General features: G+C 67.0%; 17 protein-coding genes. 8 read left to right on the top strand and 9 right to left on the bottom strand.

From position 1 onward, the window contains the following. Positions 1-373: 373 nt before the first annotated feature. The 3 genes from AAW00_RS07370 to AAW00_RS14255 all read left to right on the top strand — a co-directional run bounded on the left by AAW00_RS07370 (position 374) and on the right by AAW00_RS14255 (position 2,096). Positions 374-1,234, top strand: coding sequence for a dienelactone hydrolase family protein (locus AAW00_RS07370; protein ID WP_047003746.1), 861 nt, complete (start codon positions 374-376; stop codon positions 1,232-1,234). 98 nt (positions 1,235-1,332) lie between these two features. Beyond that, positions 1,333-1,488 (top strand): hypothetical protein, encoded by a 156-nt coding sequence (locus AAW00_RS07365; RefSeq protein ID WP_156170002.1) that lies wholly within the window; start codon positions 1,333-1,335, stop codon positions 1,486-1,488. 227 nt (positions 1,489-1,715) lie between these two features. Beyond that, positions 1,716-2,096 (top strand): DUF4168 domain-containing protein, encoded by a 381-nt coding sequence (locus AAW00_RS14255; protein ID WP_052761829.1) that lies wholly within the window; start codon positions 1,716-1,718, stop codon positions 2,094-2,096. An 81-nt stretch (positions 2,097-2,177) separates the two neighbouring features. On the opposite strand, the gene AAW00_RS07355 is transcribed toward AAW00_RS14255, so the two are convergent. The 7 genes from AAW00_RS07355 to AAW00_RS07325 all read right to left on the bottom strand — a co-directional run bounded on the left by AAW00_RS07355 (position 2,178) and on the right by AAW00_RS07325 (position 7,720). Further along, positions 2,178-3,173 (bottom strand): aldo/keto reductase, encoded by a 996-nt coding sequence (locus AAW00_RS07355; RefSeq protein WP_047003744.1) that lies wholly within the window; start codon positions 3,171-3,173, stop codon positions 2,178-2,180. Next, complete coding sequence (locus AAW00_RS07350; protein WP_047003743.1) at positions 3,173-4,135, bottom strand: Gfo/Idh/MocA family oxidoreductase; 963 nt, start codon at positions 4,133-4,135, stop codon at positions 3,173-3,175. The genes AAW00_RS07355 and AAW00_RS07350 overlap by 1 nt, the downstream gene beginning before the upstream one ends. A 117-nt stretch (positions 4,136-4,252) precedes the next feature. Further along, positions 4,253-5,164: a class III extradiol dioxygenase subunit beta gene (locus tag AAW00_RS07345; RefSeq protein ID WP_047003742.1), complete on the bottom strand. Its 912-nt coding sequence runs from the start codon at positions 5,162-5,164 to the stop codon at positions 4,253-4,255. Between the two features lie 3 nt (positions 5,165-5,167). Beyond that, the gene (ligA, locus tag AAW00_RS07340; RefSeq protein WP_047003741.1) at positions 5,168-5,617 is read right to left on the bottom strand and encodes a protocatechuate 4,5-dioxygenase subunit alpha; all 450 of its coding nucleotides are present in this window, start codon (positions 5,615-5,617) and stop codon (positions 5,168-5,170) included. Then, on the bottom strand, positions 5,614-5,922 hold the full coding sequence (locus AAW00_RS07335; protein WP_047003740.1) for a DUF2218 domain-containing protein: 309 nt from the start codon (positions 5,920-5,922) through the stop codon (positions 5,614-5,616). Before AAW00_RS07335 ends, ligA begins: the two co-directional genes overlap by 4 nt. Next, positions 5,919-6,944: an amidohydrolase family protein gene (locus tag AAW00_RS07330; protein ID WP_047003739.1), complete on the bottom strand. Its 1,026-nt coding sequence runs from the start codon at positions 6,942-6,944 to the stop codon at positions 5,919-5,921. Before AAW00_RS07330 ends, AAW00_RS07335 begins: the two co-directional genes overlap by 4 nt. Beyond that, on the bottom strand, positions 6,935-7,720 hold the full coding sequence (locus AAW00_RS07325) for an NAD(P)-dependent oxidoreductase (protein WP_241461666.1): 786 nt from the start codon (positions 7,718-7,720) through the stop codon (positions 6,935-6,937). The genes AAW00_RS07330 and AAW00_RS07325 overlap by 10 nt, the downstream gene beginning before the upstream one ends. Before the next feature lie 150 nt (positions 7,721-7,870). Between AAW00_RS07325 and AAW00_RS07320 the strand changes: the two genes are divergently transcribed. The 4 genes from AAW00_RS07320 to AAW00_RS07305 all read left to right on the top strand — a co-directional run bounded on the left by AAW00_RS07320 (position 7,871) and on the right by AAW00_RS07305 (position 12,249). Continuing rightward, a complete protein-coding gene (locus tag AAW00_RS07320) occupies positions 7,871-8,542 on the top strand; it encodes a 4-carboxy-4-hydroxy-2-oxoadipate aldolase/oxaloacetate decarboxylase (RefSeq protein WP_047003737.1) in 672 nt (223 codons plus the stop codon). A gap of 14 nt (positions 8,543-8,556) precedes the next feature. Beyond that, complete coding sequence (locus AAW00_RS07315) at positions 8,557-9,597, top strand: 4-oxalomesaconate tautomerase (RefSeq protein WP_047003736.1); 1,041 nt, start codon at positions 8,557-8,559, stop codon at positions 9,595-9,597. Between the two features lie 128 nt (positions 9,598-9,725). Then, positions 9,726-10,610, top strand: coding sequence for an amidohydrolase family protein (locus tag AAW00_RS07310; RefSeq protein ID WP_047003735.1), 885 nt, complete (start codon positions 9,726-9,728; stop codon positions 10,608-10,610). A gap of 43 nt (positions 10,611-10,653) precedes the next feature. Then, positions 10,654-12,249 carry an AMP-binding protein gene (locus AAW00_RS07305; protein ID WP_047004481.1) on the top strand — a complete coding sequence of 532 codons (1,596 nt, stop codon included), beginning with the start codon at positions 10,654-10,656 and terminating at the stop codon, positions 12,247-12,249. Here AAW00_RS07305 and AAW00_RS15165 read toward each other — a convergent pair. Further along, a complete protein-coding gene (locus AAW00_RS15165) occupies positions 12,246-12,416 on the bottom strand; it encodes a hypothetical protein (RefSeq protein ID WP_162199419.1) in 171 nt (56 codons plus the stop codon). The genes AAW00_RS07305 and AAW00_RS15165 overlap by 4 nt on opposite strands. Before the next feature lie 30 nt (positions 12,417-12,446). Between AAW00_RS15165 and AAW00_RS07300 the strand changes: the two genes are divergently transcribed. Then, complete coding sequence (locus AAW00_RS07300; protein ID WP_047003734.1) at positions 12,447-13,295, top strand: PfkB family carbohydrate kinase; 849 nt, start codon at positions 12,447-12,449, stop codon at positions 13,293-13,295. Here the strand turns inward: AAW00_RS07300 and AAW00_RS07295 are convergent. Continuing rightward, positions 13,292-14,482, bottom strand: a complete 1,191-nt coding sequence (locus AAW00_RS07295; RefSeq protein WP_047003733.1) for a transaldolase family protein — start codon at positions 14,480-14,482, stop codon at positions 13,292-13,294. The two genes, AAW00_RS07300 and AAW00_RS07295, sit on opposite strands and share 4 nt — an antisense overlap. Positions 14,483-14,577: the final 95 nt, after the last annotated feature.

Genomic DNA, 14,577 nt, shown 5'->3' with positions numbered 1-14,577 from the left:
GTATGCTCCGGTCCGTGCCGGCCCCGGACGATATGGGCAGGTCGTTTGAAAAATAATGTAATTTGCGTGTTTTGCTTGGAATTATGCAAAAATCTGTCATCGTGCTGCATTGCAACATGAAGCGCGTCCGCGGCCGCCGGAGATAACGATGACACTGCGAACCGAATTGGCCTATGTGATTATAGTGATCGCGGTCATCGTCGTCGGATTGGGCATGGCTGTATGGTTGCGCCGCCGGGCTAAAGATCGCCGAATGCGCTTCGGCCGTCGCCGCTCGCGCCGTTGGTAGGGTCGGCATAGGGCCAAGGCCCACTTTCGCGCCGCGCCGATCCTGCTAGTCTTGGGTCCAGACAATACGAGAGGACCGACGACCATGTGCGAAACCGACCACCTCAGCACCATGCCCGCGTTGAGCCGCCGCAGCTTCGGCGCGCTGGCGGGAATGGGCGCGCTCGCCGCCTGCACTTCGATGGAGGGCTCGGGCACCGCGGGCGGGCTGACGCAGTCGAACGTCAGCTTCGCCGCCGACGGGGGGACGATGGACGGCGTGTTCATCCACCCGGCGAGCGGGCGGCACCCGGGCGTGATCCTGTGGCCCGACATCGCCGGCCTGCGCCCCGCCAAGGTCGAGATGGGACGGCGGCTGGCGGCTGAAGGCTATGCCGTCCTCGTCGCCAATCCCTACTATCGTTCGGTCGCCGGGCAGCAGTTCGCCGACTTCGACGCCTGGCGAAACGGCGGCATGCAGGCGACCCAGCCTTGGCGGGAACGCAACACGCCCGAGGCGGTGATGGCGACGGCGCGCAGCGTTGTCGGCTGGCTCGACGCGCAGGCCGCGGTTGATACGGGCAAGGGCATCGGCAATCAGGGCTACTGCATGACGGGCAGCTGGACGATCCTGTCGGCCGCCGCTGTGCCGGGCCGCATCAAGGCTGCGGCCAGCTTCCACGGCGGCGGGCTGGTGGGGGAAAATCCGCTGGCCCCGGTAAACCAGCTCTCGCGCATGGCCGCCGATGCAGGCGCTCTGATCGCCATCGCGCAAAACGACGATGCCTCCGCCCCCAACGACAAGGTCGCCCTGCGCGCCGCCGCCGAGGCAGCACAGGCGGACATCGAGGTGGAAGTCTACGCTGGCGACCACGGCTGGACCGTGCTCGACAGCCCGGTCTACAACCAGGCGGAGGCCGAGCGCGCCCGGGCGGCCATGCTCGATCTCTACCGCGAGAAACTGTGAGGCTGACGCGGCCGAACCTGCGGACCGGTCGTCGGCAATTGCTTCAACGCGACGGGAAATTGTTGGCCAACTGTGCTTCGCTTTTTCTCGGACTCGCGATGCTCCTGTTGCTGGTCGATGACAGCAAGCTTTTCGGCATAGCCGGGGGCACGCTTCTTGCGATCGGGCTGCTGGCTGCCTTTGTGGCCGCTTCTTGGCTAATGGCGGGGCTGATCAAACGCCTGTGGCATGGTGACGGGCGACGCGAAAAATAGACTCCCGACATCGCAGCCGTGCAGAGTCGCGGTTTCGTGTCATCCAATAAACCGAGCAGTCGGAGGGACCGGTATTCTTTCCTCTCCGCCCGTCGCGGCTGGGGCACGGGTGCCGCAATCTCGTCCCTGCAAAGGGTGCGGTTCGTCTCATGGCGGATTGTCCGTCCGCCCGCAGGCCCGCATCAGCGCGGCCACGGGGGTCCACGATTGGATACGGAGTTGGACGAATGAAGACTTTTGCAGTGCTGGGCGCGGCGGGTTCGCTGCTGCTGGCCGGTGCCGCCATGGCGCAGGAACTGCCGGCTCAGACCGAGGATGCCGTCACCGCCGAGGCGACGTCTACGGCCTTTACCGACGAGCAGATCGCCAGCTTCGTCGAGGCGGCCATCGCGATGCGCGCGGCCCAGGCGGAGATTGCGGCGGATACTACCGTGACCGCAGAGGCGCGGCAGGCGAAGGCGCTCGAGGTGCTGGCCGAGGCCGGGATCGAGGCCGAGACCTACAATGCCATCGGCACGGCCATGCAGGCTGACCCGGCCGTGGCGCAGCGCGTGCAGCTGGCGCTCGGCGCGCGGGCGCAGGCTGCCGGAAATAACGACAACAGCTGATCTCAGGACAACCGGGCGCCCCAACGCCCGGCACGACGGGCTCCGGTGGCGAAAGTTGCCGGAGCCCTTATCGCGTCGGCTTCAGGCGAGCTCCTCGGTGTCGATCGTCGGCCTGATGGCGTCGTGGTAGCGGTGGCCGTGGACGTTCGCGTGGTTCACCAAATCGCCCGCGCGGGCAATTACCTCGGCCGGAATGTCGAGTGTGGCGGCGGCGAAGTTGTCCTGCATGTGCGCCATGCTGGTGGTGCCGGGGATGACGTGCAGGTGCTCGCCCTGTTCAAGCACCCAGCGATTGGCGAGCTGGGCGGGGGTCACGCCAGCCTCCGCCGCCAGCGCTTCGAACCGCTCGATCACGGCGAGGTTCTTCGGCCAGTTTTCCGCATCGAAGCGCGGCATCTTGCGCCTGAGATCGCTTTCCTCGAGCGTCGAAGGATCGCGCAGCACGCCGCCGAAGGCCCCGCGCCCGGTGCTGCTGAAGGCGACCAGCGCCACGCCGAGCTCGCGCGTGGTCTCGAGCACGCCCAGTTCCACGTTGCGGGTCCACAGCGAATATTCGGTCTGCACCGCGCCGAGCGGATGGACGGCGTACGCCTCGCGGATGTGCGCCGCGCTCCATTCGGAAACGCCGTATGCCCCGATCTTGCCCGCCTCGATCGCCCGCGCCATCGCCCCCACGCTGTCGGCGATGGGCACCTTGGGATCGAAGCGGTGCATGTAATAGAGGTCGAGGTGATCCACGCCGAGCCGCTGCAGGCTGGCATCGAGATTGGCGGCGATGGCCTCTGGCCGGCAGTTCACGCCGCGATCCGGCCCCTCGACCACGATGCCGCACTTGCTGGCGAGGAATACCTCGCCGCGGCGATAGCGCAGCACCTCCGCCAGCAGCTCCTCGTTCTTGCCGAGGCCGTAGATGTTGGCGGTGTCGAAGTGGTCGTAGCCGAGATCCAGCGCACTGTTGAGCAGCCGCAGTGCCTCCTCGCGCGGGGGCGGGGCGGCGTAGGCCCACGACAGGTTCATGCAGCCGAGCCCCACCGGGTGCAGCGCGCGCCCGGCGATCGTCCGCTTGCCGATAGCCATCAGGACCAGCCGTCCTGATCTTCCAGGCTCGCCGCCAGCGCGCCGATGGTGCGATAGCATTCGATGGTGTCGGCGACCGAGCTGTTCGGCTCGCGCCCTTCTCGGATGGCGGCGATGAATTCGCGGTCCTGCAGCTCGATGCCGTTGGTCGAGGGTACGTCCATGCCCGACAGGTCGATGGGCTCGTCCTTGCCGTTGAAGAGGTCGTCGTACCGCGCGAGATAGGTGCCGGTGTCGCCGATGTAGCGGAAGAAGGTGCCGAACGGCCCTTCGTTGTTGAAGCTGAGCGACAGGGTCAGGATCTGGCCCTTGTCGGTTTTCATCTGGATCGACTGGTCCATGGCGATGCCCAGCTGCGGGTGCTTCGGCCCCTGCAGGATGTTTGCCTTCACCACCTTGGCGCCGGTCATGTACTGGAAGATGTCGATGGTGTGCGCGCTGTGGTGCCAGAGCAGGTGGTCGGTCCATGAACGCGGCTCGCCCTTGGCGTTCTTGTTCTCGCGGCGGAAGAAATAGGTCTCCACGTCCATCGCGAGGATATTGAGGTTCCCGGCGTCGATCTGCTGCTTCACCCACTGGTGGCTGGGATTGAAGCGGCGCGTGTGCCCGGCCATGCAGACGAGGCCGGTCTCTTGGCTCTTGGCCAGCACCGCCTCGGCATCGGCGAGGCTGTCGGCGAGCGGGATTTCCACCTCGACGTGCTTGCCCGCATCCATCGCCTTGATCGCCTGGTCGGCGTGCATCTGCGTGGGCGTGCACAGGATCACGGCGTCGACATCGTCGCGCTCCAGCATCGCTTCGTAGTCGGTGGTGGCAAAGCCGATGCCGTACTTGTCGGCCATGGCCTGCGTCGGCTCCTGCTGCCGCCCGACGAGCGCGGTGACTTCCACCCCGTCGATGTTCTTCAGCCCGTCGAGGTGCTTTTCTCCGAATGCGCCGCCACCGGCGAGTGCGATCTTCATTGTGTGCTCCAGTCAGTCCCCCTCCCGCTTGCGGGAGGGGCTAGGGGTGGGTTTGTCATAGGGTGGCACCTGCTTGGGCCCACCCCCGGCCCCTCCCGCAGGCGGGAGGGGAGATGCTTACTCCGCCGGCTCGAAGGTCCCGCCGCTCATCACCACGCGCGGATCGAGCGGCTCGCCCGCCGTCTCCTCCGGCTGGAGGATCAGCGCGCCGAGCGCCGTGTTCGAGGCGGGGATGTGGTAGAAATTGTAGAGGTCGGTGACCTTGTCGCCCAGCGCGCCGCGCATGATCAGCCACATGACCAGCTCGATCCCCTCGCTGCCCGCTTCACGCAGGTAGTCGATGTGCGGCATCTTGGAGAGGCCGACGGGATCATTCTTCAACCGCTCGATGAAGTCGAGGTCGAAGTCCTTGTTGATGAGCCCGGCGCGCGGACCCTGGAGCTGGTGGCTCATGCCGCCCGTGCCCCAGACGTGGACGTTGAGATCCTCGGGGAAGCTCTCGACCGCGGCCTTGATGCTGTCGCCGAGCGCAAAGCAGCGCGCGCCCGACGGCGGCGGATAGGTGACGACGTTGACCGGCAGCGGGATGACCTTGCACGGCCATTCCTCGGGCTCGCCGAAGATCATGGAGAGCGGGATGGTGCAGCCGTGATCCACTTCCATGTCGTTCATGATGCACATGTCGAAATCGTCGAGGATCAGGCTTTGCGCCATGTGCCAGGCGAGGTCGGGGTGGCCGACCACCTCGGGCACCGGGCGCGGGCCCCAGCCCTCGTCGGCGGGCTTAAAGGTTTCCCCGCAGCCGATGGCGAAGGTGGGGATGATGTTCATGTCGAAGGCGCTGGCGTGATCATTATACACCAGCACCACGACGTCGGGCATGTTGCCGGGCCGTTTGATCCATTCGCGGATCGGTTCGTAGCCGCGGAAGACCGGGCCCCAATAGTCGTCGCCGGACTTACCCGTCTCCACCGCCGCGCCGAGCGCGGGGATATGGCTGGAGGTGATGCCGGTGGTAATGCGCGCCATTCGTCAGTTCCCTTCCTTGGCGGAGCGAGCCGCCTCGTTTTCGCGGTGCGAGCGCTGACCTTCGGGCGAGCGGCCGCCCTTCAGCATCATCTCGGCATATTCTTCCTGCGTCATGCCGGTCATCGACCCGGCGGCGAACTGAAAGCTCTTCCTGTCGGTGCTGAACAGCTTGGCGAGGAAGTAGATGTTGCCGCCCTCGTCGATCATGCCGTTGTAGTCGCGCGCCCTGATCGCCTTCTTCGCTGCGTCGGTCAGCTTCCAGTCGGCCATGTAGGCGTCCTCGTCGGCGAGGAAGCGTTCGCGGTTCTCGGCCTTCATCAGGCTCATGGCGAACTGGTTGAGGTGGTATCCCTTGCGCGCACGTTGCGCAGTGAACACGCGGGTGCCGGGGATGTCCTCCATCTCCGCCAGGTAGGCGTGGATGTCGATCCGCTCCTTCTTCGGCTCGGTCATTGTTCGCTCCATTCGTATGTCAGCGGGGCTTCGCGAAAGGCGAAGCGGTCGATGTGGCGCTCGATCACGCCGCGCATGTGGACATTGCTCTCTGCATCCGCGGTGGTGAGGGTGATGGCGATACCTTCCGGGCGGGCGGTCATCACCGCGCTTGTCGTGTCGGAAAAAGGAAAGGTGCCCATGCCATCTCCCTCGTCGTAGGCGGTGGCCATCTTGTGACCCCAGTGCTTGACGAGTTGCTGGATGTACTTCTCCGGCTTCTCGCACCGTGCGAGGCCGTGGGCGATGACGGGCGTGTCGGTCACAGCCCGCGCGCCTTCAGGATGGCGTCGAGGCGCGGATAGACGCGGCGGGCATTGCCCTCGAAGATCATGTGCCGCTCCTCGTCCGAGATATCGAGCGCGTCGACGTAGCGTTTGGTGTCGTCGAAATAATGGCCGGTCTGCGGATCGATGCCGCGCACCGCGCCCACCATCTCGCTGCCGAACAGGATGTTCTTGTTGGCGATGACGTCGGCGAGCAGGTCGATGCCGGGCTGATGATAGACGCAGGTGTCGAAGAACACGTTGTTCATCAGGTGCTGCTCGATGTCCGGCTGCTTGAGCATGTCGGCGAGCCCCCGGTAGCGGCCCCAGTGGTAGGGCACCGCCCCGCCGCCGTGGGGGATGATGAGTTTGAGGTCCGGGAAGCGGCTGAAAAGGTCGCCCTCCAAGAGCTGCATGAAGGCGACCGTATCCGCCGCGAGGTAGTATCCGCCCGTCGCGTGCATGGCCGGGTTGCAGCTGCCCGACACGTGGATCATCGCCGGCACCTGCAGTTCGCACATCGCCTCGTAGATAGGGAACCAGTATTCGTCGGTCAGCGGCGGATGCTCGAAATGCCCGCCGCCCGGATCGGGGTTGAGGTTGCAGACGACGAAATCTAGCTCCTCGACGCATCGGCGCAGTTCTTTGACGCTTTCGCTGAGGTCCGCCTTCGGGCTCTGCGGCAGCATGCAGCCGCCGATGAAGGTGTCGGGGAAGAGCTGGGTGACGCGGTAGATGAGGTCGTTGCACCGCCGCGCCCATTCGCTTGCCACCGCCTGGTCGCCCACGTGCGGGGCCATGGCGCTGGCGCGGGGGGAAAAGATGGTGAAGTCGGCGCCGCGTTCCTGCACCAGCTTCAGCTGGTTGTCCTCGATCGTCTGGCGGATCTCGTCGTCGGAGATGTCGGGGTAGGGCGGCGGCTGGGTGCCTGCCTTAAAGGCCGCCTTCTGCTCCTCGCGCCAGGCATCGTGCCCCTTGGGGAGCACCGTGTAGTGGCCGTGGCAGTCGATGATCAGAGACATGCAGGTTCCTTGCTGGCGGCGGCGCGCTGTAATTGGACAGTGCCCCGGCTCATGACGGGTTCCACGCCGAGGCTTTCAAGCATGGCGCAGGCCTCGTCCATTTCGGCGGCCCTTCTGGTTCCGTGGGTGGCCATGCGCTCACGATTGTAGGCGATCCGCGCCATCCATGGCGCGGGTTTCTCGCTGGCGTCGAGCGAGGCCATGACCTCGTCCAGCACGCCCTCGGCCTCGGCGGCGGCGGCGCATTCGGCGGAGAGGGCTTCGAGACCTTTCACCATGACCGAGCGGCACAGCTTGATCGCGCTCGCCCGGCCGACGGCGTCGCCGACGACGCGGACTTTGGTGAAGCCGATCGACTGGAGTAACGCGGCCCCCTCCTCGGCATCCGGGCCGGAAACCAGCAGCGGCACGCCGAGCCGCTGTTCGACCGGGGCCATGACCGCGACATCGACATAGCGCGCGCCCGCCGCATTCACCGCCCCGGCGGCAGTGCGCTTGGTGGCGGGGGCGACGGAGTTCATGTCCAGCCACAGCGCGCCCGGCGCGACCAAGGCCGCGTAGTCGCGCGCAGCGGCCAGTGCCTGGTCGGCGGTTACAAGGCTGAGCGCGGCATCGGCCCCGGCGAGCGCGTAGGCGGCGTCGCATCCGGCCTGCACGCCGCAATCCGCCATCGCCGCGCGGCGACGTTCGAGCAGGTCCCAGCCGCGCGCACGGCCTGTCCATGCCGCAGCGCGCGCGAAGCTCTCGCCCGCCTCGCCGAAGCCGATCAGTGCCACCCGGGGGCCGGAAGTTTTCGAATCTGACACAGCCATCGCTCTCGACGAAGGCTTCTACCAATTGTAAGTAGTGCTTACAAGTTTGCCGCAGTCGCTTGACCGCGTCCGCGCGGCGAGTCACGCGGGTGACGCAAGAGAGGAGAACAGCCGATGGGCGTCGTCGTCCAGAACATCGAACGGGCCGACCCGCAGGTGGTCGAGACGCTCGGCAAGTGCGGGGTCGCCACCGTGCACGAGGCGCAGGGGCGCACGGGCCTGCTCGCCAGCTACATGCGCCCGATCTATCCCGGCGCGCGCATCGGTGCCTCTGCGATCACGATCAGCGTGCCGCCGGGCGACAACTACATGGTCCACGCCGCGATCGAGCAGTGCCAAGAAGGCGACGTGCTGGTGATCGCGCCGACGAGCCCGTGCGAGGACGGCTACTTCGGCGACCTCCTCGCCACCAGCGCGCAGGCACGCGGGGTGCGCGGGCTGATAATCGATGCGGGCATCCGCGACGTGCGCGACCTGACCGAGATGGACTTCCCCGTCTGGGCGAAGCGCGTCTTCGCGCAAGGGACGATCAAGGCGAGCCTCGGCAGCGTGAACGTCGATGTGGTGTGCGCGGGCGCCTTCATTCGCGCGGGCGACGTGATCGTGGCGGACGACGACGGGGTCTGCGTGGTCCGGCGCGAGGACGCGGCGAGCGTGCTCGAAAAGGCGCAGGCGCGCGAGGCGAACGAGGAGGACAAGCGCAAGCGGCTGGCGAGTGGCGAGCTGGGCCTAGACATGTACGGCTTCCGCCAGAAGCTGACCGACATGGGGCTGAAGTGGGTTTGAAGAGCGCTCCTGTCATGTGGATGCGCGGCGGCACGTCGAAGGGCGGCTACTTTCTCGCCGACGACCTGCCGGACAGCTTGGAGGAGCGTGACGCATTCCTGCTCGCCGCGATGGGCAGCCCCGACCCGCGCCAGATCGACGGCATGGGCGGTGCCGATCCGCTGACCAGCAAGGTCGCGGTGGTGCGCAAGTCGGCGCGCGAGGGGGTCGATGTCGACTACCTTTTCCTGCAGGTCTTCGTCGACCAGGCGCTGGTTTCCGACGCGCAGAACTGCGGCAACATCCTTGCAGGCGTGGGCCCCTTCGCCATCGAGCGCGGGCTTGTCACGACTTCGGGCGAGCGCACCGATGTAACCATCTTCATGGAGAACACCGGCCAGATCGCCGTCGCCACGGTGGAGACGCCCGGCAGAGTGGTAAACTACGCGGGTGATGCAAGGATCGACGGCGTGCCCGGCAGCCACGCGCCCGTGCCGCTTGAATTCCGCGACACCGCCGGCTCCAGCTGCGGCGCGCTGCTGCCGACGGGCAATGCCTCCGACGAGATCGAGGGTATCCCCTGCACGCTGATCGACAACGGCATGCCCTGCGTGGTCTTTGCCGCCGATGCCGTGGGCGCGACCGGGTACGAGAGCCGCGAGGAGCTGGAGAGCGAGGCCTATGCCCCCATCCGCGCGAAGATCGAAGCCATCCGCCTGAAGGCCGGGCCGCTGATGAACCTTGGCGACGTGGGGGAAAAGTCGGTGCCGAAGATGACGCTCGTCGCCCCGCCGAAGAATGGCGGCGCGCTGACCACGCGCGTGTTCATTCCCCACCGCGCCCATGCCTCCATCGGCGTGCTCGGCGCGGTGACCGCGGCGACCGCGGCGCTGGTCGAAGGCTCTACCGCCGCCGCGGTGGCCCATGTGCCCGAAGGCGCGGAAAAGACGCTGAGCATCGAACATCCGAGCGGCGAGACGACCTGCGTGCTCAAGGTGGACGCAGCGGGAGAGGTCGTCAGCGCGGCCCTGTTGAGGACCGCGCGCAAGTTGATGGATGGTATCGTCTTTGCGTAGCACCCGCCACCCCCTCCACCGCTCATCCTGAGCCTGTCGAAGGATCGCTTTCGCCTCGTCGCTGCCAGCAAAAGAAAGGACGACCCTTCGACAAGCTCAGGGTGAGCGGGTGGGGGACGTGAAAAAGAATGACCGACCGCATAACTTCCTGGCACCCCGCCCCCAGCGCGTCGCGCTACACCCCGCCGCCGGGCGCGGTGGATGCCCATTGCCATGTTTTCGGCCCGCAGGCGCTGCATCCGTTCAGCCCCAAGGCCAAGTACCTGCCCGCCGACGCCGGGCCGGACATGCTCTTCGCCCTGCGCGATCACCTCGGCTTTTCGAAGAATGTCATCGTGCAGGCGAGCTGCCACGGCACGGACAATTCGGCCACGCTCGATGCCATCGCGAAATCCGGCGATAAGGCGCGCGGGGTGGCGGTGGTCGATCCGGCCATCTCCGCCGCCGAGCTCGATGCGTTGCACGAGGGCGGGATGCGCGGGGTGCGGTTCAACTTCCTCAAGCGCCTCGTCGACAACGCGCCCAAGGACCGGTTTCTCGACCTCGCCGGCCGGCTGCCGAAGGGCTGGCACGTCGTCATCTATTTCGAAGCCGACATTCTCGAAGAACTGCGTCCCTTCATCGAGGCCATTCCCGTGCCCGTCGTGGTCGATCACATGGGCCGTCCCGACGTGAGCCAGGGGCCGGACGGGCCGGACATGCGCGCCTTTCGCGCCCTGTTGGATTCGCGCGAGGACATCTGGTTCAAGCCCACCTGCCCCGACCGGCTCGACGCGGTGAAAGAGGGCGGCGCGGGCGATCCGTGGGACAACTTCGCCGCCGCCGTTGCCCCGCTCGTGGCCGATTACCCGGATCGCTGCATCTGGGGCACCGACTGGCCGCATCCCAACATGGACGACGAGGTGCCCGATGACGGCCACCTGGTCGACATGATCCCGCGCATCGCGCCGAGTTCGAAATTGCGCCACAAGCTCTTGGTCGAAAACCCGAACCGGTTATACTGGGCCGACTGACAGGCGCTCCCGCCACGGAGGAGCGCCGCGGTGGGAGATGGAGATGACCGAGCGACGGCTCGAAAAGTCCTATTGCGACTGGTTTGCGGACGTTGAGGTGCTCGATACCACGATCGGCGGGCTGCTGCGCGCACAGGCGCGCGACAACGGCGATGCGGAAGCCCTGATCGAGGGGCTGGCCGACGGTACCAGCGGCCGCCGCTGGACCTATGGCGAGCTGCTCGCCGATGCCGAGCGGCTGGCCAAGGGGCTTGCCACGCGCTTCCAGCCGGGCGAGCGGATTGCCGCCTGGGGGCCGAACATTCCCGAATGGGTACTGCTCGAACACGCCGCCGCGCTGGCGGGCCTGGTGCTGGTGACGGTTAACCCCGCCTACCAGAAGCGCGAGCTGGACTACGTGCTGCGCCAGTCCGGCAGCGCCGGGCTGTTTATCGTCAAGGAGTTCCGCGGCAACCCGATGGCCGAGATTGCCGCCGGCGTGGCGGAGGGCATCGATACTTTACGCGAAGTGGTCGACCTGCAGGACGAGGCCGCGCTGTTCACCGATCCCACCGGCACCTTGCCCGATGTCGGCACCAACGATGCGGCGCAGATTCAGTACACCAGCGGCACCACCGGCTTTCCCAAGGGCGTGGTCCTCTCGCACCGCAACCTCACCAACAACGCGCGCCTGTTTATCCAGGTGGGCGAGATGGGCGACAAGCAAGTGACGCTGGGCCTCACCCCGCTGTTCCACACCATGGGCTGCTCGATGGGCGTGCTGGGCGCCTTGCAGAGCGCGACGGCCTACTGCCCGCTCGTGGCCTTCGATCCCAATGCCGCGCTCGACCTGATCGAGCGCGAGAAGGTGACCTGGACCATCTGCGTGCCGACAATGGCGGTCGCCATGGTGGCGGCGCAGAAGGCGAAGCCGCGTGATCTCTCGTCCCTGAAGCGCATCGGCATGGGCGGGGCAATGGTCGCGCCCGAACTGGCGCGCAACGTGGAGGCGGTGCTGGGCGCGCAGGCACTCGTCGCCTACGGTCAGACCGAGAGCTCGCCGCTTATCACCACCGGCCGCCCCGGCGACAGCGTGGAGCGCATCACCACCACCATCGGCCAGCCCGCGGCGGGCTGCGAGGTGGCGATCGTCGACCCGGCGAGCGGCGAGGTCGTGCCCGTGGGTACCGTAGGCGAAATTCGCTCGCGCTCGGCTTCGACCATGCTCGGTTATCATGAGAACCCCGAGGCGACGGCGGAGGCCGTTACCTCCGACGGCTGGCTGTGCACCGGCGACCTCGGCACGATGGACGCCGAGGGCTACGTCCGCATCACCGGCCGCGTGCGCGACATGATCATCCGCGGCGGCGAGAACCTGTTTCCCGCCGAGATCGAGAACGTGCTGCTCGAGCATCCGAGCGTCGCCGAGTGCGCAGTGGCGGGCGTGCCCGATCCGGTGCTGGGCGAGGCGGTGGCGGCATGGGTCCGCGTGGCCGAGGGCGAGAGCTTCGACCCCGATGCCCTGCGCGCGCACGTCCGCAGCGAAATTGCGCCGCAGAAATGCCCGGCACACTGGCAGCAGGTTACCGAATGGCCGCTGACCGGATCGGGCAAGATCCAGAAATTCAAGCTGGTAGAAGGCTGGAGCCCCGCCAACTAGCGCAGCCTGTCGCGGATGCTCCGTCGCCAGGCCCGCCAGCACCAATGGCTGCCCAGCACGCCGCAGCCGCCGAGGAAGACCATACCGCCCACCCACACCGTCGCCACCCCGAGCGCGCCGGTGAGCGCGATCATGAAGCTGACGAGGAACTCGATGACGGTCTGCATGGGTGCGCAGTGTGGGCGGGAAGGGCCGCGATGACAATCCTCTGCGTCGGCCGCGCGACATTCGACCTCGGCTACGCCTGCGACGCGTTTCCCGCGGAGGACGGCAAGACTACGGCCCGGCATTTCTGGTCGGGCGCGGGCGGATCGGCGCTGAACGGCGCGGTGACGGCCCGCGCGCTGGGGAGCGAGGTGCGGCTCTTCACGCTGCTGGGCGCAGGCCATTTCGCACAGGCGGTGCGGGGCGAACTGGCCCGCTTCGACGTGCCCTTCGAGGACTTCGCCGATCCGGAGCATGACCTGCTGCCGGTCTCCAGCATCGTCGTCGTGCCGGGCCAAGGTACGCGCACGATCGTCGACCAGCAGCCCGCGCAGTCGGTCGCCAGCAACCTACCCGGCGATGAGGCGCTGGACGGCGTGAGCGTGCTCTACTGCGATGGTTTCCTGCCCGAACTCGCGGTGCCTCTGGCGAGGTCGGCGCGGGCTCGGGGCATACCGGTGGTGCTCGACGGCGGATCGTGGAAGCCGTGGACCGCCGAGCTGATCGCCCATGTCGATCACGCCATCGTGTCGGAGCGGTTTGCCGTGCCGGGTGCGAAAGGCCCGGACATTCTCGAGGCGGTCCGCGCGCTCGGCCCGTCGGTGGCGGCCATCACGCGCGGGCCGGGCCCGATTGCCTGGCAGGGGGATGGCGCGGGCGGCCAGATCGAACCGCCGCGCATCGAAGCCATCGACACGCTGGGCGCGGGCGACGTGTTCCACGGCGCCTACTGCCATTTCCTCGAGCGCGGCCGCGCACCCGAAGATGCCCTGCAGGGCGCCGCGATCGTGGCAGCCGAAAGTTGCCGCTATCTCGGCACGCGCGGCTGGATCCAGACCTAGCCCTCCATCACGCTCCGCACGAAATCCACCGTCGCGCGGGTGGCGGTGGCGAATTCGAACGACGTCGCCTGGAAACTGCCGAACTGCACGAACTCGTGCGGCTTCATCCCCTCGAACTCGTAGGCCTGGCGGAAGCTCGGCAGCTTCAACAGCTTTTCCACGCTGGCAGGGTTCGGCTCGCGCTCGATGGCGTGCGGGTCGAAGGGGGCGAGCTCGTGCTCCTTCTCCATCAGCTGGCGGATATAAGCCGGCGGCAGGGTGTAGACCATGTCGCTGCCGGCAAAATCCTGCAGCTGGCGCGTGACGGTATTGCCGGCCGCGTTCTGTTCGATGCGCAGCGAGCATTGCAGCATCTTGGACGGATGGCCGGTGTTCTTTCCCTGCCAGTAGGCGCGCTTCAGAACGGCTTCCTCGCCGTCGCGGATCTCGCCCAGCGACAGCTCGATGCCGCGCAGCTTGGCTTCGGCTTTCCAATCGCTCTTCTCGCCCAGCCGGCTCGCCATGTGGGTGATGACGCTGCGCCATCTCGACAGGTCCACGCCCGCCGCCTCGGCGCGCAGGAGGCCCGCGCTCACCGCGGCGCGGCAACGCTGGTACTGGGCCACGGTGAAACTGCTGGTGTTGTTGGTGGCGATGCCGCGCGCGGTCAGCTCCTCCAGCACCTCGTAGCCTTCCTTGGAGCCCGGCAGCTTGACCATGACATTCTCGCCCATGGCGGCGATCGACAGGCCCTGTTCCAGCATGGCCTCGCCGTCGGTCACGAAGCGCGGATCGACCTGGCCCGAGAGCAGGCCGTAGCGGTGGCCCGAGGCTTGCCACAGCGGGCGGATGGCATCGGCTCCGCGCCTCACCAGCTCGAGATACATCTGCCAGTAGACGCCCTCGACATCGAGATGCCGGTCGCGCGCGGCCACGTCCCTGACGAGCTGCGTCCAGCCCTGCGGATCGAGCTGCACCGCCTGCAAGGACAGCGGCGGATTGGTGGTCACCCCGCGAAAGCCCATATTGGCGGGGTCGGCCGGATCGTACAGCCGGATGAACTGCGCTTTCCACTCGGCGCGCTCGCCCTCCGGCGCGGCGGCCAGCGTCTCGTCCTTCCAGCTGGGATAGACCAGCGGCGAGCTGTCCCACCAGATCTCGCAATCGGGATTGGTGTCTTGGAGCTTCTCGAGCACGTTCTTGGTCATGGGTCTTCCTGCTGGATTCGGGTGTCCCGATGCCTTCGCAGGGAGCAGCGGCCCGAGTCAAATGTTGCGCACGTCGGGGCCGCCAGCGGTGGAGA

Source organism: Aurantiacibacter luteus (genome assembly GCF_001010945.1).
Lineage (GTDB): Bacteria > Pseudomonadota > Alphaproteobacteria > Sphingomonadales > Sphingomonadaceae > Alteraurantiacibacter > Alteraurantiacibacter luteus.
Note: the sequence above shows the minus strand (reverse complement) of the source record. Positions and strands in the feature narration are given on the sequence as shown.